Below are 25,487 nucleotides of genomic sequence, written 5' to 3' on the forward strand. Positions count from 1 at the left end.
TGCACTTTTCTGGCCTGACTTCTTTGGGAAGGGTAATCATGGCCACTCCCCCCTCTCTCGGATCTCCCGACACCCAGGCGCCCGGCGAGCTGCCCAGGGTAAGTGCGGGCTACATCTTCTGGATGATGGCCGCCAACTTCGGCATCTCCATGGCCTTCGTCGTTCCGTTGTCCTTCTCCCTGGCGGTGCGGATCGACGAGCTCGCCCCCGGACACGAGGAGGTGCTCGGGTACGTCACGGGTACCGCGCAGGCGATCTACCTCGTGCTCAGCCCCCTGCTGGGCGTGTGGAGCGACCGCACCCGCACCCGCCTCGGCCGTCGCCGCCCCTTCATGCTCGCCGGCCTGTTCCTGGGGCTGGTCGCGCTGGCCGCCATCGCGGTCGCGCCGAGCCTGCCGCTCGTGGGCGCCGGCTGGGTCGTCGCGATGGTGGGCTGGGCGACCGCGTCGCAGGCGATCCTCAACGTGCAGGCCGATCGGGTCCCCGAGGAGCAGCGCGGCAAGATCGGCGGCTTGACCGGGCTGACCGGGCAGGTGGCGCCGATCGTCGGTATCGGCATCACGTCCGCCGTGACCGGGAACACGTTCCTCGTCTTCGTCCTGCCCGGTCTGATCGGTGCGGTGCTGCTGGCGGTCTTCCTCGTCGTGGGCAAGGAGGCCGACACGCGCGAGGCCGTGCACCGGACCGCCGTGTCGGTGCGGACGCTGGCGTCCAGCTACGTGTTCAATCCTCGCAGGTATCCGGACTTCGGGTGGAACTGGCTCGGGCGCCTGGTGTTCTTCATGGGCCTGTACTTCAACACGACGTTCACCACCTTCTTCTACGCCCAGCGACTGCAGCTGCCCGTGCGGGAGGTCGCGGGGACGGTGGCCGTCATCGGCGTCCTCGGCGTCGCCGCGGCCGCTCTGGGCGCGATCGGCGGCGGCTTCCTGTCCGACAGACTGCGCCGCCGGAAGCTCTTCGCCCTCATCGGGTCGTTCTTCTTCGTCGCGGGCGGAACCGTCGAGGCCTTCGCCCACTCCTTCCCCGTGCTGATGATCGGCTCCATCCTGATGCAGCTCGCGATCGCGTTCTTCAGCGCCGTGGACCAGGCGATCGTGCTCGCCGTACTGCCCAGCCGGGAGGAGGCCGGGCGGTACATGGCGGTGGTGTCGTTCGCGCACAAGCTCCCGAGCGCGCTCGCGCCGCTCATCGCCCCGTTCATCATCACCATCGGCGCGAGCGGCGCCGAGAAGAACTACACGCTGCTCTACCTCTGCGGCGCGGTGCTGGCGCTCGCCGGTGGCCTGCTGGTGTTCACGCGCGTGAAGGCGGTGCGATGAGCATGAGCGAGAACGCGCCTTACGACCTGCGGATCGCCGGCGGCGGCGACCGGTTCCCGGTCGCCGAGGAGCGGCCGCTGCTGTCGTGGAAGCTGCCGCGGACGTGGACCGGACAGGACGGCTACGACCTGCTGCTCCGCGTCGACGGCCACGAGCACGCGGTGCTGGACGTCACCTCCGGCCGGCACCTGTTCGTCGAGTGGCCGCTGCCACCGCTGAGCAGCCGGCAGTCCGTCGCCTGGCGCGTCCGCACGCGTCGTGACGGGCGGACCTCGGAGTGGTCGCCGTGGCACGAGTTCGAGGCGGCCCTGCTGGACGGGGACTGGTCGGCGCGATGGATCTCCCCTGCGGAGGACGAGGACTCCCGTCCCGCCCACGTTCTCTCCGGCCGCGTGGAGCTGCGCGGCGACATCGTCCGGGCCCGGCTCTACTCCACCGCTCTCGGCGTCTACGAGGCGTTCGTGAACGGCGCGCGGGTGGGGACGGCGGAGCTGACCCCGGGGTCCACCTCGTACGACGACACGCTGCACGCCCAGGCCGCCGACGTCACCGAGCTGGTGCGCGGCGGCCTCAACGACCTGGAGATCCTGCTCTCGGACGGCTGGTACCGGGGCAGCGTCGGCACGTGGCGCAAGCGCGACTCGTGGGGCACGACCACCGCCGCGCGACTCCAGCTCCACGTCCGCTACGCCGACGGGACCGAGGCGGTCGCCGTCACGGGCGAGGACTGGACCTCGCGCCGCGGCGCCGTCACCAGGGCCGACCTGATGGACGGCCAGACGACCGACTTCACGGCCTCGCCCGGCCCCGCCCGGCCCGTCCTGGTGGACGCGGTCAGCGCGCCGCCGATCAGCTGGTCGCCGGCCCCGCCGGTGCGCCGGGTCGAGCAACGCGCGCCGCTGTCGGTGAGGCGGCACGACGACGGCACGTGCGTCGTGGACTTCGGCCAGAACGCGTCCGGCTGGATCAGCCTCACCGACCTGGGCCCGGCCGGCACCCGTACCGTGATCGACCACGGCGAGCACCTGGACCCGGCCGGAAGGCTGACCACGGCGCACCTGGACAGTCAGCGGCCGGGCGAGCCCGCGATCCCGTTCACGCAGCGCGACGAGGTCGTCTCCTCGGGCAGGCCGGGCGAGGTGTTCGAGCCCCGGCACACGGTGCACGGCTTCCGCTACGCGCGCCTCTCGCGGGCCGTGGACCCCGCGAGCATCACCATGCGGGTGGTGCACACCGACCTCCGCCCGACGGCGACCTTCGCCTGCAGCCACGACGACCTCAACCGCCTGCACGAGGCGGCCCGCTGGAGCTTCCGCGGCAACGCCGTCGACATCCCCACCGACTGTCCGACGCGCGAGCGCCTCGGCTGGACGGGCGACTACCAGATCTTCGTCCCGACCGCCGCGCGCCTGTACGACGTCGACGGCTTCAGCCGCAAGTGGCTGCGCTCGGTCCGCGACGACCAGCTCGACGACGGCCGCGTGGTGAACTCCTCCCCCGACGCCAACCGGCTGAAGACCCACGACGACCCGATGGCGGACGCGATCACCGGCTCCGCCGGATGGGGCGACGCCATCGTCCACGTCCCATGGGTCCTGTACGAGACGTACGGCGACACCGCCGCGCTCGCGGAGAACTGGCCCGCGATGCGGCGGTGGGTCGAATGGGCGCTCACCACCGCCCGCGGCTCCCGGCACCCCTCCCGCGTCGAACGCTCGGCCGTCCCCCTGCCCCACGAGGAGTACATCTGGGACGGCTCCTTCCACTGGGGGGAATGGACCGAGCCGAAGCGGCGCGCCGCCGACGGCTCCCTCGTCGACCCGGTGATGAGCGACCCCGTCGCCTGGTACACCAGCGACAAGGGCGAGGTCGGCACCGCCTACCTGTTCCGCTCCGTGCGCACCCTGGCCGCCGTCGCCGACGTACTCGGGCACACCGACGACGCGGCCCGCTACCGGGAGACGGCCGAGAGGATCCGCCAGGCGTGGCAGCGTGAGTTCCTGGACGCCGAGGGCCGGACGACCGCCGGCACCCAGGCGAGCCACGTGCGCGCCCTGGCCTTCGACCTCGTGCCCCAGGACCTGCGCGGCGCGACGGCCCGGCACCTCGTGGACCTCATCGACGCGGCCGGCGGCCACCTCGCCACAGGCTTCCTCTCCACCGCCGACCTGCTGCCCGTCCTCGCCGACACCGGCCATCCCGACGTCGCCTACGCGGTGCTGTACCAGCGGACCTCCCCGTCGTGGCTCGGCATGCTCGACCGGGGGGCGACGACCATCTGGGAGGACTGGGACGGCGTCTCCGACGACGGCACCGCCACGGCCTCCCTCAACCACTACAGCAAGGGTGCGGTCATCCGCTTCCTGCACACCCACACTCTGGGCCTCCGGCAGGCGCCCGGCTCCGTCGGGTGGACGTCCTTCGTCGTGGAGCCCGTGCTCGACGAGGCGATCACCTGGGCCAAGGGCACGTTCGACAGCCCGCAGGGCGAGATCGCCGTCGACTGGCGCGTCGAGGACGGCCACCTGACCATCTCGGTCGACGTGCCCGGAGGCTCCGAGGCACGGGTCCGGCTGCCGGACGGCAGCACGTTCCACACCGGTCCAGGGCGCTTCTTCCGGCGTCATCCCCTTTCCCACTGAAGGAGAAATTTCATGTCCATTGCCGATGTGTCCGGCAAATCCCTGGCCGAGCTCGTCTCCCTGCGCGGGCGGCGCGCGGTCGTGACGGGAGGCGGTCGCGGGCTCGGCAAGGCCATCGCGGCGCGCCTGGCCGAGGCGGGAGCCGACGTCCTGATCGGCGACATCGACGAAGGGCTCGCCGTGACCGCCGCCAAGCAGGTCGCGGAGCACCACGGCGTGCGCGCGATCGGCGCCGCCATGGACGTCACCGACGCGGCGTCCGTGGCGGCGGCGGCCGACCGCGCGCTCGCCGAGCTCGGCGGCCTGGACGTCTGGGTGAACAACGCCGGCGTCTTCCCGGCCGTCCCCGTGCTGGAGATGACCGAGGAGACGTGGGACAACGTGTTCGCCGTGAACGCGCGCGGCGTCTTCCTGGGCGCGCGGGAGGCGGCACGGCGCATGTCGGCCGAGGGCACGGGCGGTGTCATCGTGAACATCATCTCGACCGCGGGCTTCCGCGGCAGCGCCCCCGGCCTGGCCGCCTACGTCGGGTCCAAGCACGCCGCCCGCGGTCTCACCCGGGAGCTGGCCCTCGAACTCGCCCCGCTCGGCATCCGCGTGCTGGGCGTCGCACCGAGTTACGTCCCCACGGAAGGCAACATGATGGCGGCCGCGGCCGCGCTGGGCGACGTCCCGCCGACCGACCTCATGCTGAACGGTCCCGTCGGCCGGGTGGGCGTTCCTGACGACATCGCGCGCGTCGTGCTGTTCTGCGCGTCGGACCTGTCGGCCTTCATGACCGGCAGCACGCTGCTCGCCGACGGCGGCGACACCGCCTGACCGGCCGCCGGCGGGCCCGCCTGGGTCCGCCGGCGGCCCGCCTGCTACTCGGGGGCCGGCGGTTTACGGCCGGCGAGCGGCTTCCAGCGGGCCCGCAGCGCGTGAGCAGCGGCCTTGGGCCTGCGGTCGCGGGTGAAGACACCCTTCTTGTTGCCGTCGACCCGGTGGATGCCGTGGGAGGTCTGGAAGTCGGCGAAGTTCCACACGTGCTCGCCGACGAACGCCTCGATCCGGTCGAACACCCGGTGGTTCATCTCCAGGTAGGCCTGCTGGTACTCCTCGGTCCACGGGGTGTCCCACACCGAGTGCAGGCCGGGCAGGGTGTCCGCGCCGTACTCGCTCATCATGATCGGCTTGCCGTGCTTGTCGGCCCAGCCGCGCAGGTCGTGCTCCAGGTACGTCTCCGCCGTGGTCAGGTCGCCGGTGGCCACGTACCAGCCGTAGTAGCGGTTGATGCACAGGACGTCGAACAGGTCGGCGATGCGGTCGTTCTCGTGCGTGGCGAAGATCACCGCCGCGTAGCTGACCGGGCGGGTGGGGTCGAGCTCGCGCGTGAGCTCCACGAGCGGCTCGAAGTACTCGCGGGCGCCGTCCTCGTTGGAGGACGGCTCGTTGGCGATGCACCACATGACGACGCTGGGATGGTTCTTGTCGCGGGCGACCAGCTCGCGGATCGCCTGGGCGTGCGCCTCGCGGGTGGCCGTGCCGAAGGTCTCCGGCGAGAAGGTGGGCCGGGCCGGAGCGCCGGTGAGGCCGGCCGCGACGGCGAGGTTGAGACCCACGGCGGCGGTCTCGTCGATGACGACGATGCCGTGCCGGTCGGCGAACTCCATCACCTCCTCGGCGTAGGGGTAGTGCGAGGTGCGGAAGGAGTTGGCGCCGACCCAGTCCATGAGCTGGAAGTCGTGGACGAGGTAGGCGTCGTCATGGCCCTTGCCCCGTACGGGGGTGTCTTCGTGCTTGCCGAAGCCGGTGAAGTAGAACGGCTCGCCGTTGATGAGGAACCGGGTCCCCCGCACCTCCACCGTCCGCACGCCGAACGGCTGGGTGTAGCTGTCGATCACCCGGTCGCCGTCGAGCACCTCGACGAGCAGGTCGTAGAGGTAGGCCGCGCCCGGTCGCCATGGGGTCACCCCGGCGATCCGCAGTGTGCCCTCGGCCCCGTCCGCGGTCGCGACCTCGGCTCCGGTGGCGTCGAGCGCGCGCACCCGTACGGACGCGGGCGCGCTGGTACGGACCGAGTACTCGACCGTCCCGGTGCCCGCTTCGAGGCCCGTCACGACGGTGATGTCCTCGACATGGACGGCGGGACGGCTGTGCAGCCACACCGAGCGCGCCAGGCCCGCGTAGTTGTAGAAGTCGTGCAGGTACGTCTGCCGGCGCCGGCCGTCGGCGGTGACCGTGATCGTGCCGGGCGGGATCGTCGTGTCGGTCAGCTCGTTGCCGACCCCGATGGTGAGGCGGAACTCCTGTCCCGCACGCACGTGCTCGGTGATGTCGGCCTCGAACGGCGTGTAGCCGCCGACGTGCTCGACCACCAGGACGTCGCCGACGTAGACCCTGCCCTGATGGGTGGCGGCGTCGACGCGCAGGACGACGCGCTCGCCGGCCCAGCCGCGCGGCACCCGTACCTGGCGCTGGTACCAGGCCCAGCCCACGTGGTCGCGGATCGCGCTGTCGGTGAACAGGTCGTTGTAACTGGCCGGGACCGCCGCCTCCAGCGTGGTGTCCAGCGGCCCGGTCCACGGCTCCGTCCCCGTGATGGAGAACCGCCAGAGACCGTCGAGGCTCACCAGCTCACGAGTGGGGGTTGCTCGGGGCTTCAGCATCGGCGCGTCAGACCTCTCCTCGGCGGGCGACCTCGCCCAGCCAGGCCAGGCTCGGCTTGGGGTGGCGTTCGAAGGTGGTGCGGTCGACGGCGATGAGGCCGAAAGTGGGCGCCCAGTGGCCCCATTCGAAGTTGTCCAGCGCGCTCCAGTGCAGGTAGCCCCGGATGTCGACGCCGTCCTGGATCGCGGCGGACACGTGGCCGAGCGCCTCGGAGGTGTAGGCGATGCGCTGGGCGTCGTCGGCGGTGGCGATCCCGTTCTCGGTGATGAGGATCGGCGTGCGGTTCGTCGTCTCCCAGGCGTGCCGTACGGCGATGCCGATCGCGTCGGGCCGGTAGGCGTTGCCGGTCATCGTGTTGTCCGGGCGCTGCGGGTGCGGGACGACGCCGTTCTCGTCGACGGCCTGGCTGGAGTAGGACTGCACGCCGATGAAGTCGTCGCCGCGGGCCGCCTCCAGGTAGAGGTCCTCGCGGACGTGGCGCACCTCGCGGAGCTTCTCCTCGTTGCCGGGGGTCGCGGTGAGCGCCTGGCAGGCCACCGTCCAGCCGACGGCCGCGTCGGTGCGCTGCTTCAGCACCTCGCGGGCGGCGGCGTGCGCCTCGGCCAGGCGCTTGCCGATCTCGGGGTCGGGGTCGGGGAGCACGGGCCGGGCGGCGCCCTCGACGGTGGGGCTCATCCAGTCCTCGGTGGTCCGGGCGGTCTGCTGCGCGTCCCGGGCCATGCCCACCATGAGGGCGAGCATGTTGGGCTCGTTGATCGTGCACACCCACTCGACGCCGTCGAGAATGCTCGCGGCCTCCCCGACGTAGGTCTGGAAGCGCTCGATCGCCTGGTCGCCCAGCCAGCCGCCGACCTCGGCGAACCACCGCGGATGCGTGAAGTGGTGCAGGGTGATGACCGGGGTGAGACCCATGCCGAGAGCCGTGTCGATCATCCTGCGGTAGTGGGCCAGCTCGGCCCGCGAGAACTCCCCGGGAACCGGCTCGACGCGGGCCCACTCGATGCCGAAGCGGTAGGAGTTGAGCCCCGCCTCCGCCAGCAGGCGCATGTCCTCGGCGTAGCGGTGGTAGCTGTCGATCGCGTCGCCGCTGCGCTGCATTCCGGGCATCTGCTGTTCCAGAAGCCACCAGTCGCTGTTGACGTTGTTGCCTTCCACCTGGTGCGGGGCGGTCGCCGCACCCCAGAGGAAACCGGAGGGGAGCTGGGGCATGGTTGAGTTCCTTGCTCGAGACCATGGGATTGACGCTGGCGTCACGCTAGCATGAAAACCGAATCACGCTACTAATTTGGAGGGCGCCCATGACGGCATCCGGCAACCGCGGACCGTACGCCAAGACAGCGGCGGTGCGGCGGCGCGTCCTGGAGGCCTGCGTGGACGCCTTCGCCGAAACGGGCTTCTACGGCGCCACCATGAAGGACATCGCCAAGCGCTCGGGCATCAGCCACACCGGGCTGCTGCACCACTTCCCGCGCAAGGAGGACCTGCTCCTCGGAGTGCTGGAGCTGCGTGACGAGCGCGGCACCGAGTTCCTGCAGGCGGCCAAGGTGCTGGACCCGGCGGCCGACCCCCTCGACACCCTCAACGGCATGATCGCCGTCATCGTCGACAACGAGCTCCAGCCGGGGCTCATGGAGCTGCACTGCGTCGTGTCCGGCGAGGCCACCTCGCCCAACCACCCCGCGCACGCCTACTACGCCGACCGCTACCGAAACCTCCGCCGCTTCTACGCGGACACGTTCACCGCCCTGGCCGAACGCGACGGGCTGCGCTCGTCGATCGACCCCGAGACCCTGGCCACCATGACCATCTCCCTCATCAACGGCCTGCAGGCGCAGTGGCTGTTCGACCGGGACTCGGTGAAGGTCGAGTCCGCCATCCGCCAGTTCTTCCTCTCGGTCATCCCGGGCCTCGCGGCTCCGGCTGCTCAGGACGCCTCCCGGGGTGCTTCTCGGGGTGCTTCTCAGGTTGCTTCTCAGGTTGAAAGGACAAGCTCTTGAAGGAATTCGACGGCCTCGTCGCCCTCGTCACCGGTGCGGGCTCGGGGATCGGCAGGGCGATGGCCCTCGCCTTCGCCCAGGCCGGCGCGCGCGTGGTCGCCTGCGACATCGACGCCGACAGCGCCAAGCGGACCACCGCCGACATCGGGGCCCTCGGGGACTCGGGCGACCTGGAGGGCGCCGCCATCGCCGTCGCCGCCGACATCTCCGACGAGAGCTCCGTCGCGGCCCTGGTCGAGACGGCGATCAACGCGTTCGGCCGGATCGACGTCCTGTGCAACAACGCCGGGATCATGGACACCATGGCCCTGCCCGCCGAGATCCCCGTCGAGCTGTGGCACCGGGTGCTCGGCGTGAACCTCACGGGCACGTTCCTCGTCACCCGTGCCGTCCTGCCGTACATGCTCAAGCAGGGCAGCGGCGCGATCGTCAACACGGCTTCGGAGGCCGGCATCCGGGGCGGCGCGGCCGGCGCCGCCTACACGGCCGCCAAGCACGGCGTCGTCGGGCTGACCCGCAACGTCGCCTGGGCCTACGCCAAGGACGGCATCCGCTGCAACGCCATCCTGCCCGGACCGACCATGACCGGCATGGCGACCACCGCGACCTTCGATCCGGCCGGCATCACGAGGCTCGCTCCCGTGCTGGCCCTCGGCGAGAGCATGGCCCAGCCGGAGCAGATGGCCGAGGCTGCCGTCTTCCTGGCGTCACAGTCGGCATCGTTCATCAACGGCGCCATCGTTCCGGTGGACGGAGGCTGGTCGGCGGCCTGACGGACTCCCCCTGCGCCGCCTGGCGCATCAACCGGGGCCGGGCGGCAGATGGACGGTCATGATCAGTCTGCAGGTTTCGGTGCCCGAGCCGCGGTAGGTGTGTGAGGCGTCGCCGTTGAACGTGGCGGTCTGTCCGGCTTCGACGGTGTGCTCGGTGCCGTCGACGACCAGGGCCATCCGGCCGGAGATGACGCTGACGGTTTCCACGACCCCGGCCTGGTGGGCCTGGCTGGGGTACTCCTCGTCCGGCGCCAGCTCCCAGCGCCAGACCTCGACCGGGGCCGGCCCCGAGGTCGTCAGCATGAGCCGGGCCTCGCCGCCCCGCGGCCCGGTCCACAGGGGCGCCACGGCGTCGGCGGCCACGACGCGGACGCGGCCTTCGGACGGCCCCTGCATCAGGGCGGACACCGAGATGCCGAGGGTGTCGGCCAGCCGGACCAGGGTGGCCAGGTTGGGGTTGCCCTGGGCCCTCTCCAGCGCGACCAGCGCCCCCTTGCTGACCTGGGCGCGCCGGCCGAGCTCCTCCAGGGACAGGCCCGCGCGGGTGCGGGCCGCCCTGACGTTGTGCGCCACCGTCCGCAGGGCTGCGGCTGTCTCGGCCATCTGATCACCATCCTCGCCACTGGACCACTTCAATGCACCGCGCGGTCGTTCGGTTGACACGCACCGGTCGATTCATTGTACTCTGTGGTCGTTCCATAGATGGTGAGGATCTGTTGTGTTCGCTCTCCTGCTCGCCCTGGGCAGCTCACTCGCGTACGGATGCGCCGACTTCCTCGGCGGCCTGGGTGCCCGCAAGGCTCATGTGCTGCGCACCGTGATGATCGCCGCCCCGGCCAGCCTCGTGGTCGAGCTGCTGCTGTGGCCGGTGCTCGGCGCCTCCTTCAGCCCCGCGGCCCTCGGCTGGGGCGCCGCCTCGGGGGTCGCCTCGGCCGCCGCGTTCGCCCTGCTCTACCGCACTCTGGCGATCGGTCCGATGAACGTGCTGTCGCCGGTGACCGCGCTGGTGTCGGCCGTGCTGCCCGTCGGCGTGGGCCTGCTCCAGGGCGAGCACCTGTCCGCCGCCGGACTGGTGGGTCTGCCGCTCGCGCTGGTGGCGGTGGTGCTGGTCAGCGCCGGACACGGCGCGGGCTCGGCGCGCCCCTCACGGACCGCGCTGCTGCTGGCGTTCGGCGCGGGCGCCGCCATCGCCCTCCAGCTGGTCTTTCTGCACCAGGCGCCGTCGGACAGCGGGGTGGCTCCGCTGATCGTGGGCCGGGCGGTCGCCTCGGCCGTCACCCTGACCGCGGCCGGGCTGATGCACCGCAGGCTGGGCTCCGAGCGGCCCGCGTACGCGATGTCAGCGACCGCGGGCGTGCTGGACTCCGTGGCGAACCTGCTGTTCCTGCTCGCCGCCCGCAGCGGCGACCTCGCCGTCGTGGCCGTGATCGTCGCCCTCTACCCGGCCGGCACGGTCCTGCTCGCCCGCGGCGTGCTCGCCGAACGCATCGGCCGCGGCCAGCTCGCCGGCCTGGGCACCGCCGCCGTCGCCGTCACCCTCCTCGCCCTGACCTGAACCATCCCGCGGCCCACCACGCGGCGCACTTCACCTCGACGTCACAGGCGTCGGCCGACGGTGAGGACGGCCGACCAGTGGCGGGTGAGCGTCCCGTCCGCGCGTGCGGCAAGGCGGCGGCGTATCTCCCGGTAGAGGTGCTCCCGCTTTGCCGGCTCCATGGCGATGTGGCCGGAGAACGTATCCAGCAGGGCGAGGTATTCGTCCGCCGTGTAGCGCAAGGCCCATACGTAGAGCTTCGTCCCCACCACCGTGAAGCGCCCGGAGGCCTCGAACTCGGCGCCCACGGGGTCGGACCGGTCCTCGGGCAGTGGCGGGGGCCACGGGTCCCCATGGCCTTCGCCGATCTCGTCATAGACCTTCTGGATCTCGGCGAAGAAGGGGTCGAAGCCCGCCGGAAAGGCGTGGTCGGCGTTCCATACGGCCAGGTGGCCGCCCCGGGTGAGAAGGGCGGCCGCTTTCGCGTACTTGGCCTCCGGGTCCACCCACTTCCACGCCGTGGCCGCGTAGAGGAGATCGAAGCGGACCCCGGCCGGCGGTTCCCAGCCTTCGAACGACGACGTGATCACGGAGACGTCGGCGAACCCGGCGAGCCGGTGCCGTGCCTCCGCCGCCAGGGCGCCGCCGAGTTCGACCGCGGTGATCCGGAAGCCCATCCGCGCCAAGGGCAGCGTGGCCTTCCCCGGACCGCATCCGACTTCGAGCAGGTGCGCGGGCGGCGTGACCCCCGTGATCGCCGTCAGGTCGGAGTACAGCTCAGCCGGGTAGTCGGGGCGCGCCTCCTGGTAGAAGGCGGCCGCTTCGTCGAACGTGGCTCGCAGCCGGAGATCACGGGACATGCTCCAAGCCTGGCAGCGCCGCGACAGCGCCGTCGCCCGAATCATCCCGTTCACGGCTCTCGCCTTCACGCGAGAGAAAATCTGCATCCGTCGCTGTAGACATCCACGCCGGGTCGGGGTAGAGTTTCTGACATCGCAAGGGACGGATCCACGAGGGCAGCGCAGGACGAGCACGACGACGAACTGCCCGGACGAACGTGGACAGCAAGATCGGAGTGAGAAGCAGGCAGAAGGTCGGACTGCCGCGGCCAGTGCAGTTGAGAGAAGGGCCGGGGCGGTGGACGCGCTGCCGTCGCACGAAGTCGGCACAGCTGTCGAGGTGTCGACGTACGGATACATCGGAAAGGAGTGTTGAACGCCATCAGGATCGCCCGTCGCCGGCCGCAAGGCGCCGCACGGGTACCGGAGCTCCACGAACAGGACGGTGGTCTACGGTCACGCTTACGCGATCCCCGCATCCCGCCCCGACGGGTAAGCAGATGCGGAGCAAATGAACCGGCCTCGAAGCCGGTGGATGGTGTTAAACCTCATTCGGGCCCCGGCGCATCAGGCGCCGGGGCCCCTGTCCGCGTTACAGGAAGGTTGAATGGATCGAACACACCAGGCAACGGCCACCACCTCCAGGCGAGACCGGCCCCGCCAGAGCAACGAGCCGGTCGGCGCCTCAGGTGACAGTCCCGAGCTCCGGCTCGACGATGAGGACTACCCTGCCTACAGCATGGGCCGGGCCGCCGAGATTCTCGGCGTCACCCCGGCGTTCCTGCGCAGCCTCGGCGCCGCCAAGCTGATCGAGCCGCTGCGCTCGGAGGGCGGCCATCGCCGCTTCTCCCGCTACCAGCTACGCCTGGCCGCCCGCGCCCGCGAACTCGTCGACGCCGGCACCGCCCTGGAGGCGGCCTGCCGCATCATCATCCTGGAAGACCAGCTCGCCGAGGCCCTGCGCATCAACGAAGAACTCCGCCAACACCACGGACCACCCGACTGACCACACCCGGCCGACGCCTGCGACAGCGCGCAACGACGAACTCTCACCCGTTGCTCGCTGTCCTGCCGGGCCCTTCACGGCGGCCGGCCGAACTCATGACGTCTGTGCCGTCCGAGCCGTCACCGTGCCGCCTGTGCCGTCCGAGCCGTCACCGTGCGCCAGCCGAAGGCGACGGCCCCGGCCAGCAGCACCACCCCGGACAACACGCCGCTGACGAACGACACCCAGGCGACGGCGGCCGTGGACGCCAGTACCAGACCTGCGACGCCGAGCAAGGTGAGAACCACGCCGGGCACAGCGATGCCCCAGTCCTTCCAGACCGGCGCCAACGCGATGAAATGCACGCCCACCACCAGGGCCACCCACGCCACGTTGGCCTGCTCAGGTACTCCCAGGGCGGCAAGCACGCGAAGCCCGCCGAAGAGCAGGATCGCCTCGGCGGCTACGACGATCAGGTAGCCGCGGCTGAACATGTTCCGCTCCCGCCCCGCGGTGGACGGCCCCCTCCGGGCGGAGACGAACCACATGCCGATGACGCTCGCGGCCGCCAGGCAGGCCGCTGCCCGCAGCAGGTTGACGGTGAGGGCGTTCAACGGACTCTGCGCGTTCACGACGACGAAGACCGCGCCGAAGATCGCGCCGACCAGTAATCCATTCATTCGTTGCATGACGTCATTGAAGTGCGCCCCGGTAGCCGCCCGCATGGGGGCTGGGGCGAGAACGTGGTCGGCTTGGCCCTACCTCACCGTGCCTCGCAGGTAAGCGAGCACCGCCAGCACCCGCCGGTTGTCGTCAGGGGTCTCGGGCAGCTCAAGCTTGGCGAACACGCTGGCCACGTGCTTGCCGACGGCCGCCTCCGTGATCGACAGGGCGCGCGCGACCGCGCTGTTGGAGCGCCCCTTCGCGATCAGAGCGAGCACCTCCCGCTCGCGGGCGCTCAGCCGGTGCGTGGGTTCGTCGACCTCCCTGGCCCTGTCCCAGGTCCGCTCGAACAGGTCGATGAGGGCGGTGAGGAGACTCTGCTGCCTGATCACCAGAGTGCCCGGCGCGTACGCGAAGGGCGTCATCCGCAGGAACGCCACGGCGCGATCGAAGATGAGCACCTGCTGAATCGGCTCGTCGACTACCCGGTGCAGGTCACCGGAGGCATGCAACTGCCTGATCCGGGCTGCCTTGCCCGAGTCGTCCATCACGCTCGTGTGGACGATCGTGCGCATCCTCATGCCACGCTCCAGCGCGTCGAGTACCGCACGCCTGCTCTTCTGCTCCTCAGAACCCTTCTCCACCGCGCCCAAAGGCTGCATGGCTCGCAGCTCGCCGGCCGCCGGGACAATCTCCGCGATCCGCTGCCGGACCAGCGCATCATCATCAATCCGCTCGACGTCGACGGGAATCCCGCGTAGCTCGCCCACCACCCCTTCCAGGCGATCGACCAGTCGGGCCAACGACACGCTGTCGTCCACACGCCTCCTTCATTCCGTCTCACTCCACCGCGAGCATTCTGACCGGTGCACCGGCTACGTGCGCGGCTACGATCCGGCAGAGGAGTCGCCCTACTGCGGCGCCTGGAAGCCGCCGATCTTCTGCTCGAGCAGTTCGGCCAGCCGCAGCGGGGTGCGGTCCTCGAACATCGGACCGACGACCTGCACTCCCACCGGCAGGCCCTCGGGGGACCGACCCGCTGGTATGGCGGTGGCGGGCAGGCCGGGCATGGTGGCCAGGCCGGCCCAGACGAGCTGGTCGAAGTACGGGTACTCGACGCCGTCGATGTCGATGCGCCGTTCCAACGGATTGGGGTTGTGGTCGTGCGGGAACGCGGGCGTCGGCGTGATCGGGCACACCACGGCGTCGAACTCGGCGAACAGCTGCCGCCAGCCGTGGCGGTGGACCTCGCGGCGGTTGTTCGCCTCCATCCAGTCGCTGTGGCTGAACAGCATGGCGCGCAGCCGCACGGCGTCAAGACTCTGGTCGTCCGCGCTCATCCCCGCGACGCGGGTCCGCAGCTGCTCGAGCGATTCGATGGGAAAACGCGCAACGGAGCCCGAAATCAGCAACTGCATGTAGAGCGTCGCGGCTTCGGTCATGTCGGGCAGCAGCCGACTGTGCCGATCGACGCGGGCGCCGCCGTCGGCAAGTGCGTCGGCCACCCGGTTCACGCCCGCCCGCACGGCGGACCCGGTCGGAATGAGCGGATGCTCGTCGAGGACCAGGACCCGGAAGTCGCGGAGCCGCTCGTGGCGCGCGGGCGGCAGTGCCGAACGGTGCGCCAGACCGTGCGTCAGCGGGTCCGGCCCGGCCATGACGTCGAGCAGGAGCGTGAGGTCGCGGGCGGTGCGCGCCATCGGACCGACGACGGCCAGATCGAGGTCGACCGGCAATGCCGGCTCGGACGGCGGGACCATACCGCGGTTGGCCGCCAGTCCGAGCGTCGGCTTGTGCGCGTAGACGCCGCAGAAATGCGCGGGGGTGCGCAGCGAGCCGGCGATGTCGGAGCCGATGGACAGCGCGCCGAACCCGGACGCCAGGGCCGCCGCCGACCCGCCGGAGGATCCGCCCGACGTGCGACCGTGATCCCACGGGTTGGTGGTGGTGCCGTAGATCTCGTTGAAGCTCTGTATGTCCTGCAGCCCCAACGGCACATTGGTCTTGCCGAGCACCACCGCGCCCGCGGCCTTGAGCCGCGACACCTGTACCGCGTCCTCGGCCGGCATGTAGTTCCGGTGCGGCGGCATGCCCCAGGTCGTGGGCAGCCCGGCGATGTTGTACGACTCCTTGACCGTCACCGGGATGCCGAGCAGCGGCCGGTCCTCGCCGCGGGCGCGCGCCTTGTCGGCATCCCGCGCGGCGGCCCGCGCACGGTCGAAGTCCGGCACACAGATCGCGTTGATCGCCTTGTCGTCCCGCTCGATACGGGCGATCGCCTCGTCGGTCAGTTCGGCCGAGGTCACTTCACCGGCACGCATGGCAGCCGCGAGTTCTTCGGCTGTCTGAAAACTCCACTCCATGAATTAGACAGTAACGGCCTGCCGCAGACGCTCGATCCCGCACAAGTCGCCGGCATCCGCGGGGAAAGTCGAAACGCCGCCTTCACCGGCGGGTTCGCGCACTCGTTCTGCCATCAAGAATGGCCCCGCCCCAGGTCAGAATGGTTGAGCCGGGAAAACTCGACTGGCGTAGGCCATAAAATTCCGCTTCGCACAACGGGATAAATATCTCAATACTCGGCCAGGCCTGTCGGGTCCGGGGCGATCATCGCCACGAGCGAGATCAGAATGAACGCCGGCGACAGGTCCACATCGATCGGCATCGCCCGGACCCTGACATGTACCCCTCCACCCGTTCCCCTCGGAGACCCGTCCGCGCGCCCGAGGGGAATCCTGGTGAGTGTCGTGGCGGGCCGTCAGGTGCGCGAGGCCGCGAGCGAGTCGCCGTCCCCCGCCGGTGGCCGCCGAGACAAGGTCAAGCGCGCGTCCCTCTCTCAACCTCACCGGCTCCGGGTGCCTGGCGCTGGAGGCTGTGGGCCAGGTCGGTGAGGGTTTTGACGAGCTGGTCCACCGAGGTGTCGGCCAGCCCGGCGACGGTCTCGTCCGCGAGATCTCGCCACAGCTCCCTCAGCCGCACGATCACCTTCTCCCCTTCGTCGGTCAGCCGTACGACGTTCGCGCGCGCATCCTGGACCGCGGGGACGCGGCTGACCAGACCCGCCGCCTCCAGCTTGCGCACCATGAGGGTGATGCTGGGCGGCTCGCAGCCCGCTCCGGTGGCAAGTTGTCGCTGACTCTGCGGGCCGTCGGCGTGGAGCAGGAACAGCACGGCTTCATGTCCGGGATGCAGTCCCAGCTCCGTGAGCTTGGCCGCGGCCCGCGCCCGGTGTTTCAGGGCGATCATCCGGATCGCTCCGTTCAGCGCCTCCGCCCGTTCGAAGTCCACCAGGCCCCCTTGCGCCAGAGATCATTATATGCATAATGATTATACGCATAACGTTATCCGCATAATCGTCCGCTCGAGTCTACAAGGGAGATCACCTTGCGTATGGTGGGCTTCACCTCTTTCGGCGACCCCAGTGTGCTGGCCGTCACGGACGCGCCCGTGCCCGAGCCCGAAGAAGGGCAGGTACGCGTCCGCGTCGAAGCCGCGACCGTCAATCCGGCCGACATCGCGGCCCGTTCCGGTGCCTTCGGGCCGATGCTGCCCACCGGGCCGCGCTATGTCCTCGGCTGGGACGTGGCGGGCACGGTCGACGCGACCGGATCGGCCACGTCCGGCTTCACACCGGGGGACCGAGTCGTCGGCATGTCCGACTGGTTGACGACCAGGCGCGGCACGCACGCCGAATTCGTCGTGCTCGACGCCACCGCGATCGCGCCTGCTCCGGCCGGGGTCGACCCGGCCGAAGCGGCGACGCTCCCCGTCAACGCCCTGACCGCCGACCAGGCTCTGGACCTGCTCGGCCTGACCGAAGGCCAGACATTGGCCGTCACCGGGGCCGCCGGCGCGGTGGGCGGTTACGCCGTCGAACTGGCCCGGCATCGGGGTCTCGATGTCATCGGTATCGGGTCCGTCCAGGACGAGCCCTTCGTCAGTGGGCTCGGAGCGACCTTCCTCCCCCGCTCCGACGACCCGGCCCGCGCCCTGCGCGCGATCGCGCCCGAAGGTGTTGACGGGCTGCTGGACGCGGCGGTCATCGGAGCCCGGACGCTCGCCGCGGTCAAGGACGGCGGCGCGTTCGTGAGCATGATGCCGCCCGCCACGCCACCGGCCGAACGCGGCATCAGAGTCCAGACCGTCTTCGTGCACAGCGACGGCGCGCGCCTCCGCGAGCTGGTCACCCTCGTCGAGCAGGGCCTGCTCACTGTCCGGCGGGCCCGGACCTTCACCTTCGAGCAGGCCGCCGAGGCTCACGAGCTCTTCGCCAAGGGCGGCGTCCGCGGTCGCCTCGTCCTGGTGCCGTGAGGCCGGCCATGAATCACGAGGACGAATTCGCCCGGGCATGGGCCGATCCGCGCAGCACCCGCTTCGAAGCCCCGCCCATCGACATCAATCGCGTGCTCGCCGAGCGGTACAAGACGAGCGAACCGCTCACGTTCACCCGCGCCATGCTGTGGGACCTGGAGGTCCGCAAGGCGTGGCATCCCGACATCTACCTCCCCTACGTCGTACGGGAGGGCAGCGCCTACACATGGAACGCCGCGGACGACCTCATGACGTTCGACCGCGCGTCGCGGCAACGGCGCTGGGTGGAGCAGGACGACTTCGGGCTCGTCCTGGAGAGAGTCCGGCTGAATCCCGCAGAGCGACGCGTCACCTTCATCGGCGCGGCGGAACTACCCGGTCCGACCGGCGCCACGCTGCGGGCGGGAACCAGGCAACCGCTCTTCCATATCGAGCACGCGGTCGGCGGCGACGAGGACGAGCCGCTCAACCTGTGGCGGATCGTCCATCTCACCCCGGAACCGGACGAGCGCCTCGCCGAGGCGCTCAGCCATCGCACCTACGGGGGACGGCTTCCGGGCTTCATCGAGGTCCACATCCGTTCAGCACTGAACATCGAGCTGGTCAGGCTCGACATCGCCTGACGCTCGGCCGGCCAGTCCAGAGAGGGGCGCCGTCTACCGGTCCGTGCTCGCGACGTCGAGATGTCGGCGGATGGCGGTTCTGGCCCGCTCGTAGGCGTTCGGGTCGTCGTGCAGCAAGGAGACGGCGTTGGCGGTCTCCAGGAACGCTATGAGCTCGAAGGCGAGCTGGTCGGGGTCCGTGTCGTCGGCGAGCTCGCCGAGCTGGCGAGCATCGTCGACGGCGCGCGCAACGAAGCGGGTCCAGTCGAGCCCGGCCGCGGCCACGGCGTCCCGCACCCGGCCCGGGCGGGCGTCGAACTCCGCGGTGACGGCGAAGAAGAAGCAGCCACCCGGAAAGACCCGCCGCTGCGAGTAGCTCAACCAGCTTTCGCACAGCCGGCGCACCCGTCCCAGTCCCGGCGGCACAGTCAGCGCGGGCTGGATGACCTCGTCGGCGTACACGCCCATCGCGGTGCGGATCGTGGCGAGCTGGAGCTCTTCCTTGGAGCCGAAGTAACCGAACAGGCCGCTCTTGCTCACGCCGAGGTCTGTGGCCAGCCGCCCGATCGACAGCCCTTCCAGCCCGTCCTGCGAGGCGATGTCCGCCGCCCGGCGCAGGATCACGTTGCGTACCCGTTCGTCCCGCGGCCTTCCCGGCATCTCCACCCCTCCGTGCACGAACGTTCGGTTCAGGATAGCCGCTTGACGTGTCATCAGCGCGACTCTAATCTCAGCACGAACGTTCGTACTTAGAAAGGCGGATGATGACTGGACTCCCAGCCGTGGACCTCCGGGACCTGGATCGGCGTGCGTTGGACCTCGCCGGAGGGGTGATCGCTCAGGTCACCGACGTGGACCTCGACCGGCCCACCCCGTGCGCGGAGTGGAACCTGGGCGAACTGCTGCGGCACATGGTGAGCGAGAACCACGGCTTCGCCGCGAACGTCGCGGGTTCGCCCGCGCAGGGGGCCGTCCGGCCCGGCGGCGACCTCGGAGACGACCCGTTCGGCGCCTACCACGACTCCGCGGCCGCGGTCACGGCGGCGTTCGCCGCCCCGGACGTCTACGAGCGGCAGGCTGAGATCCCCGAGTTCGGTGTCTTCCCCGCGCGGATCGCCATCAGCATGCACCTGGTCGACGTCCTCGTGCACGGATGGGACGTCGCGATGAGCATCGACGTGTCCTACCGGCCCGACGACGAGCTGGTCGCGTCCGCACTGACGACAGCCTCCCTGTGGCCGGACACGTCGAAGACCCGCGGTCCGGGTGCCGCGTTCGACTCCCGGGTTCCGGTGGCCGCCGACGCCCCGGCCTTCCAGCGGCTGCTCGGTCTGCTGGGCCGCTCCCCGTCGTGGGCGGCGTCATGCTGAGAAGCCGCTGGACGCCTGGAGCGGCGGCCGACGTCACCGGCTCGGTGCTGGTCAGCGTCACCGACTTCCACGCCCACCGTCTGCGCGACCTGCCCGGCGTCTACCAGGCCGGGCTCGCCCTGCGCCGGGCCTGGCCCCAACTACCGGGCGCGGTCGGCATGTGGCTGTGGACGGAGCCGCTGCGAGGCAGGTGCGGCTCGGTGTCGATCTGGCAGGACGAACAAGCCCTGCGCGGGTTCGTCGGCTGGCCTGACCACGTCGCCATCGTGCGACGCTACCGCTGGCGGGGACGGCTCAGGTCGACCACCTGGACGACCACCCAGCCCGACCCCGGCATCTGGGCCCAGGCCCTGGCCTACCTGGCCGGCCACGAGACCCTGTCGCCGTGACCGGCGAGCACGAGGTCCTACGCGTCATCGCCGACCGGGTCCGCCGTGGCAGCCGGCCCGGCGAGCGGCAGGACGGCCACCGGGTGGCACTTGCCATCGAGGGCGGCGGCATGCGGGGCACGATCTCCGCCGGCATGGCCCTGGCCCTGCACGAGAGCGGAGCGGCACACGCCTTCGACGCGGTCTACGGAGCGTCGGCGGGGGCCATCACCGGAGCCTGGCTGCTCAGCGGGACCCCCGAGCACCTGACCGGCTGGGCCGAACCCGCCTACGCCAGCGCGATGATCCGTCCGTCCAACCTCCTGCGCGGCCGGCCGATGGTCGACGTGCGCAACCTCGTCGAGCACCTGTATCGCGAGGTGGCCCGGATGGACTTCGACGCCGTCCTGACCAATCCCGTCGAGTATCACCCGCTGGCCACCGACGTCCGCACCGGGCGCTCCACCGATCTGCGCCCGCATCTGACCGGTCCCGTCCAACTGCGGCTGGCGCTGCGAGCCAGTGCCGCGCTGCCGTTCCTCGCCGGCCCGCCGGTCGAGCTGGCCGGGCGGCTCTACTACGACGCGGGACTCGCCGAGTCGATTCCGTACCGCACCGCCCTGGCACAGGGCGCCAGCCACGTCCTGGTCCTGCGGTCGCGTCCCGCGCCTCCAGCCGACACCAGGACGACGGCCGCCCGCACCAGGCGCGCGGAGTCCTACGGAGCACGCCTGATCGCCGCGACCGTCCTGCGGAAGTATCCCGAGGCACTGCAGCGAAGCTTCCTCACGCGCGCCCACCGGCTGCTGGACGACGACGCGACGCTCACGCGCTACGACCAGTCCATGCCGCCGGCGTCCCGCCCGGCCGCCGACGACCGGACCCCCGCGCACCCGGCGGTCCTGTCCGTACGCCCCGCGCCTGACACCCCTCGCATCGGTCGCCTCACCCGCGAGGGCGAACCTCTCAAGGCCGCCCTCGAAGCCGGCCGCGCGGCGGTCGGCCGACTGTTACGACCACTCGGCCTGCTGACCGCCGGCTGAAGCTTTCCATCGTCACCCCCTGGAGGTCGCACCATGGTCAAGTCACTGCTGTACACCGGCCCGGCGCTCGACGACCTGCACGAGCAGTACGCCAAGAAGGGTCGCGTCGACGACCGGGCGGCGGTGCGTGCCCGCTGCGACGTCGCGATCGAAGCGCCGGTCGAGGCTGTCTGGGACGTACTGGCCACCCCGACCGCCTGGTCCCGCATCGACCCCGCGATCCGCGACGTGCGGCTGAACGGTGCGGTCGCACCGGACACGTCGTTCTCGTGGACCAACGGCAACGCGAAGATCCAGTCCAGGTTCGCCGTGGTCCACCAGGGGGAGGAGCTCACGTGGACGGGCGTGAGCTCCGGGGCCCGGGCCGTCCATCGGCACCTGCTGCGGCAGCGGGCCGACGGCGGCACGGACCTGGAGGTGAGCGAGTCCATGGCCGGGCCGCTGCTCGGACTGTTCTTCGGCAGGGCCAAGCTGCAGGCGGCACTGACATCCTGGGCGGCCGGCATCAAGCGAGCCGCGGAGGACCTTTCGCGTTGAGGCGGGCGGCCTGCCGGGTGAGGTGGTCGCGTTCGGGGAGGTTCGGCGCTGATCGGGCGGCTTCGGCGTAGAGCCGTGCCGCGGTCACCAGGTCGCCATCGCGCTCGTGCAGGTACGCCGCGGCGGCGGTGTAGCGGGGCAGGGACGGGTCGAGCTCCGCCAGGGCGGCCAGGCCGGCCCGCGGGCCGTCGGCCTCGCCGACCGCGACGGCCCGGTTGAGGCGGGCCACCGGGTTGCCGGTGAGGCGTACCAGCTCGTCGTACCACTCGACGATCTGCACCCAGTCGGTCTCCTCGGCCGCGCGGGCGTCGGCGTGCAGCGCGGCGATGGCGGCCTGGGCCTGGAACTCGCCCAGCCGGTCGCGGGCGAGGGCGGCCTGCAGCACGTCCACGCCCTCGGCGATCAGGCGGGTGTCCCACAGGCTGCGGTCCTGCTCGGCGAGAGGGACGATCCTGCCGTCGGCGGCCGTCCGTGCCGGGCGCCGCGCGTGGTGCAGCAGCATGAGCGCGAGCAGCCCCGCCACCTCCTCATGCGTGATCCTGGCCGCGAGCTGGCGGGTGAGCCGGATCGCCTCGGCGGCGAGGTCGACGTCGCCGGAGTATCCCTCGTTGAAGACGAGGTAGAGCACGCGCAGCACCGTGGCCACGTCACCCGGCTGGTTGAACCGGACGGACGAGACGGTCCGCTTGGCCCGGCTGATGCGCTGGGCCATGGTCGCCTCCGGCACGAGGTAGGCCTGCGCGATCTGACGCGTGGTCAGGCCGCCGACCGCGCGCAGCGTCAGCGCGACGGCCGAGGCCGGTGTCAGGGACGGGTGCGCGCACAGGAAGTACAGCTGGAGCGTGTCGTCCGCCGCCTCGCCCTGGCCGGGCACGGGCTCGGCCTCGACGCGGACCTCGCGGTGCCGCCGGGAGGTGTCGGCGCGGGCGGCGTCGAGGAACTTGCGCCAGGCCACGGTGACCAGCCAGCCCTTGGGGTCGCTCGGCGGGTCGTCCCGCCACACGCGTACGGCCTCGATCAGGGCGTCCTGCACGGCGTCCTCGGCCGCCGCGAAGTCGGCCCCGCGACGGACGAGGACGCCGATCACCGTGGGAGTGAGGGTCCGCAGCAGGGACTCGTCCACCGTTCGTCACTCCGTGTTGGTCGGGTGCGCGGACAGGAACGGGCGCACCTCCAGCCACTCGTGGATCGGCTTGCCACCCGCGCCCGGGGCCGCGGACAGCTCGGCGGCCAGCTCCAGCGCCCGCTCGTAGCTCTCGACGTCGATCACCATCCAGCCGGCGATCAGGTCCTTGGTCTCCGCGAACGGGCCGTCGGTGACCGGCGGACGCCCCTCGCCGTCGTAGCGGACGAACGTGCCCTCCGGGGAGAGCGCCTGGCTGTCCACGAACTCGCCGGTGCTCTCGAGCCGAGCGGCGAAGTCCCGCATGTACTGCACGTGGGCCGTGACCTCCTCCGGCGTCCACTTGTCCATCGGCACGTCGTTGACCGCTGCCGGCGCGCCCCGGTAGTGCTTGAGGAACAGGTACTTGGCCATCGTGTTCTCCTTCGTGCGGTACGGCCATTGTGGCCGGTGTTCAGTGCGGGGACGGAGCCGCGCGCGGGTTCTCGACATCCCGCCGCGACATTTTTTCCGGCGGCTGCGTGCGCGGAACCCGGTCAGGCGCTCCGGCGTTCTTCGCGCTGCCGGACGAGCTCCTCGACCGCGCTCGGCAGGGTCGTCTCGAAGTCGATCAGCTTCGCCCACGTCGGGGTCACCACGATCCGCACCATGCCGTCGTAGAGCGAGCGCACCTCCGCCTCCCACTCGACCCGCTGCTCGGGTGTCATCTCGTAGCTGCCGTTCATCTGGAGGTACTCGTCCGGGATGCCGTCGACGACGTCCAGCTCGGCCCGGCCGCGGATGAGCAGGATCTTGGGCGGGTGCACCTCGGTGTCGATCGTCAGGGCGACCGCCGGGTTCTCGCGCAGGGCCGGGAGCTTCGGGGCGTTCTTCGTGGTGCACATGACGATCTCCGAGCCGTTCCAGGTGAACGCGATCGGGACGTTGCGGGGGGTGCCGTCCTTGGCGATGTAGGCGAGGCGGGTGACGTCGCGGGCGAGCAGCTCCTGGCTGATCGGCCGGTTCAGGATCTCGGCGATCTCGTGCGGGATCATGGTGGCTCTCCTCCGTCCGCGGCGGCCGTGGTGGCCGCTGATGTCCCTGGGACGGAGCCGGGAGAGCATTCTCGACATCCTCAGTGTGCCGAATTTCCGCGCTGACTCAAGGCACCCATCGGCGCGCCGGGACGGCCTTCTCCCGGCTGCCGCCCTCGCCGTCGGGCTCGACGAACCAGGCGTTCCTGTCGGGCAGGACGCCCAGGGCCTCGTGGAGCCGGGTGCCCACGTAGTGGAGGGCGACGCCGTCCTCCGTGGCGTATCCCGGTGGGAGCGTCCCCTCGCCGACGAGGCGCCGGTACGTGGGCCGCCGCGGCTGGTCGCCCAGGTCGTCGTGGACGCCGTTGCTGAACGGCAGGAAGCCGAGGCAATCGTGCACGGGGTCGAGGTCGTCGCCGAAGGAGTCGGTCACGCCGCTCAGGTGCCAGCACAGGCTCCCCGCGCTCTGGCCGGCCAGCACCACGCCCGCCTCCCAGCAGTCGCGCAGGATCTCGTCGAGGTGGTGCGCCCGCCAGACCGCGAGCAGGTTCACCACGCTGCCCCCGGAGACCCAGACGACGTCCTGGGAGAGAAGGTGTTCCCGCACGTCCGGGACGTTCGGCTGGGTGAAGAGCCGCAAATGGGAAAGGTCGGAGTCGCCGAACCTCGGCGCGATCTCGTACCAGCCGTCGATCTGCTCCCGCGAGTCGCCGACCGCTGTCGCGATCAGGCACATGCGCGGCCTGCGTACGCCGGCCAACTGCATCGCCTGCCAGATCTGAACCCCCACGTGGGCGAACCCCTCGGGCGGGTTGAGCACTCCGGAGCAGGCCAGGATCTGCGGTTCTCTGATCACGAGCATGATCCTTCACCCGCGCACGACCGCCCGCAACGAGCCGGATCTTCCCTGCTGGAGCGGCTAACGCACCGGCGTACTAGGCGGGCGGCGCCGGTTCGTCGGTGGTGATGCGGGTGCCGATGTCCTCGCCCTCGCAGATCGCCCGCATGACGCCCCGGGCGGCGACGTCGAAGACGTGCATGGACAGGCCCTGCTCGTTGGCGAGCACGAACGCGCTCTCGTCCATGACCCGCACCCCGGCCGCCAGCGCCTCCCGGTAGGTGAGGGTGGTGAAGCGTTCGGCGTCCGGGTTGAGGTTCGGGTCGCTGTCGTACACGCCGTCCACGCCGCGCTTGGCCACCAGCAGGGCGTCGGCGTCGAGTTCCAGGGCCCGCTGCACGGCGGGATAGTCGGTGGTGACGTACGGCTGGCCGATGCCGCCGGCGAGCAGCACGATCAGGTCCCGACGCAGGTGCCGGTCGGCGCGCAGCCGGATGAACGGCTCGGCCACGCTCTGCATGGGCATGGCCGTCATGACCCGGACGTCCGTCTCCGAGCGGGCGGTCAGCACGCCGCGCAGCATCAACGCGTTCATGACCGTGCCCAGCATGCCGATGTTGTCGGCCTCGGCCCTGCCGATGCCCCAGCCCTCGGCCATGCGGCCGCGGAAGTAGTTGCCGCCGCCGATCACCACGGCGATCTGCACGCCGAGGTCGTGGACCGAGAGGATCTCGTCGGCGAGCTGGGCCAGGCTCGCCGGGTCGGTGCCCCAGCCGGCCTCTCCCGAGAGTGCCTCGCCGCTGAGCTTGACCACGACACGTGAGTAACGACGCATGCCCGCAATCCCTTCTGCGGTCGCGCGCTCGGCGACCCGACCA

The 25,487-nt window shown here is 70.9% G+C and carries 27 protein-coding genes; 13 read left to right on the top strand and 14 right to left on the bottom strand.

Annotation, left to right across the window (positions count from 1 at the left end; all coding sequences use genetic code 11):
• Nucleotides 1–38 precede the first annotated feature (38 nt).
• Genes AB0H64_RS07950 through AB0H64_RS07960 form a run of 3 tightly spaced genes read left to right on the top strand, consistent with a single transcriptional unit; the run spans nucleotide 39 to nucleotide 4,783 of the window.
• Nucleotides 39–1,322: an MFS transporter gene (locus AB0H64_RS07950; RefSeq protein ID WP_357621382.1), complete on the top strand. Its 1,284-nt coding sequence runs from the start codon at nucleotides 39–41 to the stop codon at nucleotides 1,320–1,322.
• Entirely contained in the window at nucleotides 1,319–3,964 is a 2,646-nt protein-coding gene (locus AB0H64_RS07955; protein WP_357621384.1) for a family 78 glycoside hydrolase catalytic domain, read from the top strand. The genes AB0H64_RS07950 and AB0H64_RS07955 overlap by 4 nt, the downstream gene beginning before the upstream one ends.
• Nucleotides 3,965–3,976: 12 nt before the next feature.
• Nucleotides 3,977–4,783: an SDR family oxidoreductase gene (locus AB0H64_RS07960; RefSeq protein WP_357621386.1), complete on the top strand. Its 807-nt coding sequence runs from the start codon at nucleotides 3,977–3,979 to the stop codon at nucleotides 4,781–4,783.
• A gap of 44 nt (nucleotides 4,784–4,827) precedes the next feature.
• Here AB0H64_RS07960 and uidA read toward each other — a convergent pair whose 3' ends face one another.
• A complete protein-coding gene (uidA, locus tag AB0H64_RS07965; RefSeq protein WP_357621388.1) occupies nucleotides 4,828–6,612 on the bottom strand; it encodes a beta-glucuronidase in 1,785 nt (594 codons plus the stop codon).
• A 7-nt stretch (nucleotides 6,613–6,619) separates the two neighbouring features.
• Nucleotides 6,620–7,822 carry a family 1 glycosylhydrolase gene (locus AB0H64_RS07970; RefSeq protein WP_357621390.1) on the bottom strand — a complete coding sequence of 401 codons (1,203 nt, stop codon included), beginning with the start codon at nucleotides 7,820–7,822 and terminating at the stop codon, nucleotides 6,620–6,622.
• Between the two features lie 89 nt (nucleotides 7,823–7,911).
• Between AB0H64_RS07970 and AB0H64_RS07975 the strand changes: the two genes are divergently transcribed.
• Nucleotides 7,912–8,610 carry a TetR/AcrR family transcriptional regulator gene (locus tag AB0H64_RS07975; protein WP_357621392.1) on the top strand — a complete coding sequence of 233 codons (699 nt, stop codon included), beginning with the start codon at nucleotides 7,912–7,914 and terminating at the stop codon, nucleotides 8,608–8,610.
• Nucleotides 8,607–9,383 carry an SDR family oxidoreductase gene (locus AB0H64_RS07980; RefSeq protein ID WP_357621395.1) on the top strand — a complete coding sequence of 259 codons (777 nt, stop codon included), beginning with the start codon at nucleotides 8,607–8,609 and terminating at the stop codon, nucleotides 9,381–9,383. Before AB0H64_RS07975 ends, AB0H64_RS07980 begins: the two co-directional genes overlap by 4 nt.
• Before the next feature lie 27 nt (nucleotides 9,384–9,410).
• Here AB0H64_RS07980 and AB0H64_RS07985 read toward each other — a convergent pair whose 3' ends face one another.
• Nucleotides 9,411–9,986 carry an XRE family transcriptional regulator gene (locus AB0H64_RS07985; protein WP_357621397.1) on the bottom strand — a complete coding sequence of 192 codons (576 nt, stop codon included), beginning with the start codon at nucleotides 9,984–9,986 and terminating at the stop codon, nucleotides 9,411–9,413.
• Between the two features lie 115 nt (nucleotides 9,987–10,101).
• Between AB0H64_RS07985 and AB0H64_RS07990 the strand changes: the two genes are divergently transcribed.
• Nucleotides 10,102–10,938, top strand: coding sequence for a DMT family transporter (locus AB0H64_RS07990; RefSeq protein WP_357621399.1), 837 nt, complete (start codon nucleotides 10,102–10,104; stop codon nucleotides 10,936–10,938).
• Between the two features lie 41 nt (nucleotides 10,939–10,979).
• Here the strand turns inward: AB0H64_RS07990 and AB0H64_RS07995 are convergent, their stop codons facing one another.
• Nucleotides 10,980–11,777 (bottom strand): methyltransferase domain-containing protein, encoded by a 798-nt coding sequence (locus tag AB0H64_RS07995; RefSeq protein ID WP_357621402.1) that lies wholly within the window; start codon nucleotides 11,775–11,777, stop codon nucleotides 10,980–10,982.
• A 718-nt stretch (nucleotides 11,778–12,495) separates the two neighbouring features.
• Between AB0H64_RS07995 and AB0H64_RS08000 the strand changes: the two genes are divergently transcribed.
• Entirely contained in the window at nucleotides 12,496–12,762 is a 267-nt protein-coding gene (locus AB0H64_RS08000; protein WP_357622150.1) for a MerR family transcriptional regulator, read from the top strand.
• Between the two features lie 119 nt (nucleotides 12,763–12,881).
• On the opposite strand, the gene AB0H64_RS08005 is transcribed toward AB0H64_RS08000, so the two are convergent.
• From AB0H64_RS08005 to AB0H64_RS08020, 4 genes are all read right to left on the bottom strand, one after another.
• Nucleotides 12,882–13,430 carry a hypothetical protein gene (locus tag AB0H64_RS08005; protein ID WP_357621404.1) on the bottom strand — a complete coding sequence of 183 codons (549 nt, stop codon included), beginning with the start codon at nucleotides 13,428–13,430 and terminating at the stop codon, nucleotides 12,882–12,884.
• A 69-nt stretch (nucleotides 13,431–13,499) separates the two neighbouring features.
• Nucleotides 13,500–14,225 carry a LuxR C-terminal-related transcriptional regulator gene (locus tag AB0H64_RS08010; protein WP_357621407.1) on the bottom strand — a complete coding sequence of 242 codons (726 nt, stop codon included), beginning with the start codon at nucleotides 14,223–14,225 and terminating at the stop codon, nucleotides 13,500–13,502.
• A 90-nt stretch (nucleotides 14,226–14,315) separates the two neighbouring features.
• A complete protein-coding gene (locus AB0H64_RS08015; RefSeq protein ID WP_357621410.1) occupies nucleotides 14,316–15,767 on the bottom strand; it encodes an amidase in 1,452 nt (483 codons plus the stop codon).
• Between the two features lie 454 nt (nucleotides 15,768–16,221).
• Nucleotides 16,222–16,692, bottom strand: coding sequence for a MarR family winged helix-turn-helix transcriptional regulator (locus tag AB0H64_RS08020; RefSeq protein ID WP_357621413.1), 471 nt, complete (start codon nucleotides 16,690–16,692; stop codon nucleotides 16,222–16,224).
• A gap of 102 nt (nucleotides 16,693–16,794) precedes the next feature.
• Between AB0H64_RS08020 and AB0H64_RS08025 the strand changes: the two genes are divergently transcribed.
• Together AB0H64_RS08025 and AB0H64_RS08030 are read left to right on the top strand one after the other, a co-directional pair.
• Nucleotides 16,795–17,715, top strand: a complete 921-nt coding sequence (locus tag AB0H64_RS08025; RefSeq protein ID WP_357622152.1) for an NADP-dependent oxidoreductase — start codon at nucleotides 16,795–16,797, stop codon at nucleotides 17,713–17,715.
• Nucleotides 17,716–17,723: 8 nt separating this feature from the next.
• Nucleotides 17,724–18,338 carry a hypothetical protein gene (locus tag AB0H64_RS08030; RefSeq protein ID WP_357621416.1) on the top strand — a complete coding sequence of 205 codons (615 nt, stop codon included), beginning with the start codon at nucleotides 17,724–17,726 and terminating at the stop codon, nucleotides 18,336–18,338.
• 33 nt (nucleotides 18,339–18,371) lie between these two features.
• On the opposite strand, the gene AB0H64_RS08035 is transcribed toward AB0H64_RS08030, so the two are convergent.
• A complete protein-coding gene (locus AB0H64_RS08035) occupies nucleotides 18,372–18,977 on the bottom strand; it encodes a TetR/AcrR family transcriptional regulator (RefSeq protein ID WP_357621418.1) in 606 nt (201 codons plus the stop codon).
• Between the two features lie 122 nt (nucleotides 18,978–19,099).
• Here AB0H64_RS08035 and AB0H64_RS08040 point away from each other — a divergent pair, with 122 nt between their 5' ends.
• From AB0H64_RS08040 to AB0H64_RS08055, 4 genes are read left to right on the top strand one after another with little or no spacing between them, the layout of a single operon-like run.
• Nucleotides 19,100–19,687, top strand: a complete 588-nt coding sequence (locus AB0H64_RS08040) for a TIGR03086 family metal-binding protein (protein ID WP_357621420.1) — start codon at nucleotides 19,100–19,102, stop codon at nucleotides 19,685–19,687.
• Nucleotides 19,681–20,076, top strand: a complete 396-nt coding sequence (locus AB0H64_RS08045; protein ID WP_357621422.1) for a hypothetical protein — start codon at nucleotides 19,681–19,683, stop codon at nucleotides 20,074–20,076. The genes AB0H64_RS08040 and AB0H64_RS08045 overlap by 7 nt, the downstream gene beginning before the upstream one ends.
• Entirely contained in the window at nucleotides 20,073–21,098 is a 1,026-nt protein-coding gene (locus AB0H64_RS08050) for a patatin-like phospholipase family protein (RefSeq protein WP_357621425.1), read from the top strand. Before AB0H64_RS08045 ends, AB0H64_RS08050 begins: the two co-directional genes overlap by 4 nt.
• Nucleotides 21,099–21,131: 33 nt before the next feature.
• A complete protein-coding gene (locus AB0H64_RS08055; RefSeq protein ID WP_357621428.1) occupies nucleotides 21,132–21,635 on the top strand; it encodes an SRPBCC family protein in 504 nt (167 codons plus the stop codon).
• On the opposite strand, the gene AB0H64_RS08060 is transcribed toward AB0H64_RS08055, so the two are convergent.
• From AB0H64_RS08060 to pyrH, 5 genes are all read right to left on the bottom strand, one after another.
• Entirely contained in the window at nucleotides 21,604–22,758 is a 1,155-nt protein-coding gene (locus tag AB0H64_RS08060; protein ID WP_357621430.1) for a sigma-70 family RNA polymerase sigma factor, read from the bottom strand. The two genes, AB0H64_RS08055 and AB0H64_RS08060, sit on opposite strands and share 32 nt — an antisense overlap.
• A 6-nt stretch (nucleotides 22,759–22,764) precedes the next feature.
• Nucleotides 22,765–23,172, bottom strand: coding sequence for a YciI family protein (locus AB0H64_RS08065; protein ID WP_357621432.1), 408 nt, complete (start codon nucleotides 23,170–23,172; stop codon nucleotides 22,765–22,767).
• A gap of 122 nt (nucleotides 23,173–23,294) precedes the next feature.
• Nucleotides 23,295–23,792 (bottom strand): pyridoxamine 5'-phosphate oxidase family protein, encoded by a 498-nt coding sequence (locus AB0H64_RS08070; protein WP_357621438.1) that lies wholly within the window; start codon nucleotides 23,790–23,792, stop codon nucleotides 23,295–23,297.
• A gap of 106 nt (nucleotides 23,793–23,898) precedes the next feature.
• Entirely contained in the window at nucleotides 23,899–24,627 is a 729-nt protein-coding gene (locus tag AB0H64_RS08075; protein ID WP_357621441.1) for a peptidase E, read from the bottom strand.
• A gap of 79 nt (nucleotides 24,628–24,706) precedes the next feature.
• Nucleotides 24,707–25,444 (bottom strand): UMP kinase, encoded by a 738-nt coding sequence (gene pyrH / locus AB0H64_RS08080; RefSeq protein ID WP_357621443.1) that lies wholly within the window; start codon nucleotides 25,442–25,444, stop codon nucleotides 24,707–24,709.
• Between the last annotated feature and the right edge of the window lie 43 nt (nucleotides 25,445–25,487).

Origin of the sequence: Nonomuraea sp. NPDC050733 (assembly GCF_040654215.1) — a bacterium.
Lineage (GTDB): Bacteria > Actinomycetota > Actinomycetes > Streptosporangiales > Streptosporangiaceae > Nonomuraea.

Excerpts from the sequence above, each read along its gene's own strand:
- AB0H64_RS07950 (WP_357621382.1), top strand. The coding sequence starts at position 39 with ATGGCCACTCCCCCCTCTCTCGGATCTCCCGACACCCAGGCGCCCGGC.
- AB0H64_RS07955 (WP_357621384.1), top strand. The coding sequence starts at position 1,319 with ATGAGCATGAGCGAGAACGCGCCTTACGACCTGCGGATCGCCGGCGGC.
- AB0H64_RS07960 (WP_357621386.1), top strand. The coding sequence starts at position 3,977 with ATGTCCATTGCCGATGTGTCCGGCAAATCCCTGGCCGAGCTCGTCTCC.
- uidA (WP_357621388.1), bottom strand. The coding sequence starts at position 6,612 with ATGCTGAAGCCCCGAGCAACCCCCACTCGTGAGCTGGTGAGCCTCGAC.
- AB0H64_RS07970 (WP_357621390.1), bottom strand. The coding sequence starts at position 7,822 with ATGCCCCAGCTCCCCTCCGGTTTCCTCTGGGGTGCGGCGACCGCCCCG.
- AB0H64_RS07975 (WP_357621392.1), top strand. The coding sequence starts at position 7,912 with ATGACGGCATCCGGCAACCGCGGACCGTACGCCAAGACAGCGGCGGTG.
- AB0H64_RS07985 (WP_357621397.1), bottom strand. The coding sequence starts at position 9,986 with ATGGCCGAGACAGCCGCAGCCCTGCGGACGGTGGCGCACAACGTCAGG.
- AB0H64_RS07995 (WP_357621402.1), bottom strand. The coding sequence starts at position 11,777 with ATGTCCCGTGATCTCCGGCTGCGAGCCACGTTCGACGAAGCGGCCGCC.
- AB0H64_RS08000 (WP_357622150.1), top strand. The coding sequence starts at position 12,496 with ATGGGCCGGGCCGCCGAGATTCTCGGCGTCACCCCGGCGTTCCTGCGC.
- AB0H64_RS08005 (WP_357621404.1), bottom strand. The coding sequence starts at position 13,430 with ATGCAACGAATGAATGGATTACTGGTCGGCGCGATCTTCGGCGCGGTC.
- AB0H64_RS08015 (WP_357621410.1), bottom strand. The coding sequence starts at position 15,767 with ATGGAGTGGAGTTTTCAGACAGCCGAAGAACTCGCGGCTGCCATGCGT.
- AB0H64_RS08025 (WP_357622152.1), top strand. The coding sequence starts at position 16,795 with ATGGTGGGCTTCACCTCTTTCGGCGACCCCAGTGTGCTGGCCGTCACG.
- AB0H64_RS08030 (WP_357621416.1), top strand. The coding sequence starts at position 17,724 with ATGAATCACGAGGACGAATTCGCCCGGGCATGGGCCGATCCGCGCAGC.
- AB0H64_RS08035 (WP_357621418.1), bottom strand. The coding sequence starts at position 18,977 with ATGCCGGGAAGGCCGCGGGACGAACGGGTACGCAACGTGATCCTGCGC.
- AB0H64_RS08045 (WP_357621422.1), top strand. The coding sequence starts at position 19,681 with ATGCTGAGAAGCCGCTGGACGCCTGGAGCGGCGGCCGACGTCACCGGC.
- AB0H64_RS08055 (WP_357621428.1), top strand. The coding sequence starts at position 21,132 with ATGGTCAAGTCACTGCTGTACACCGGCCCGGCGCTCGACGACCTGCAC.
- AB0H64_RS08065 (WP_357621432.1), bottom strand. The coding sequence starts at position 23,172 with ATGGCCAAGTACCTGTTCCTCAAGCACTACCGGGGCGCGCCGGCAGCG.
- AB0H64_RS08070 (WP_357621438.1), bottom strand. The coding sequence starts at position 23,792 with ATGATCCCGCACGAGATCGCCGAGATCCTGAACCGGCCGATCAGCCAG.
- pyrH (WP_357621443.1), bottom strand. The coding sequence starts at position 25,444 with ATGCGTCGTTACTCACGTGTCGTGGTCAAGCTCAGCGGCGAGGCACTC.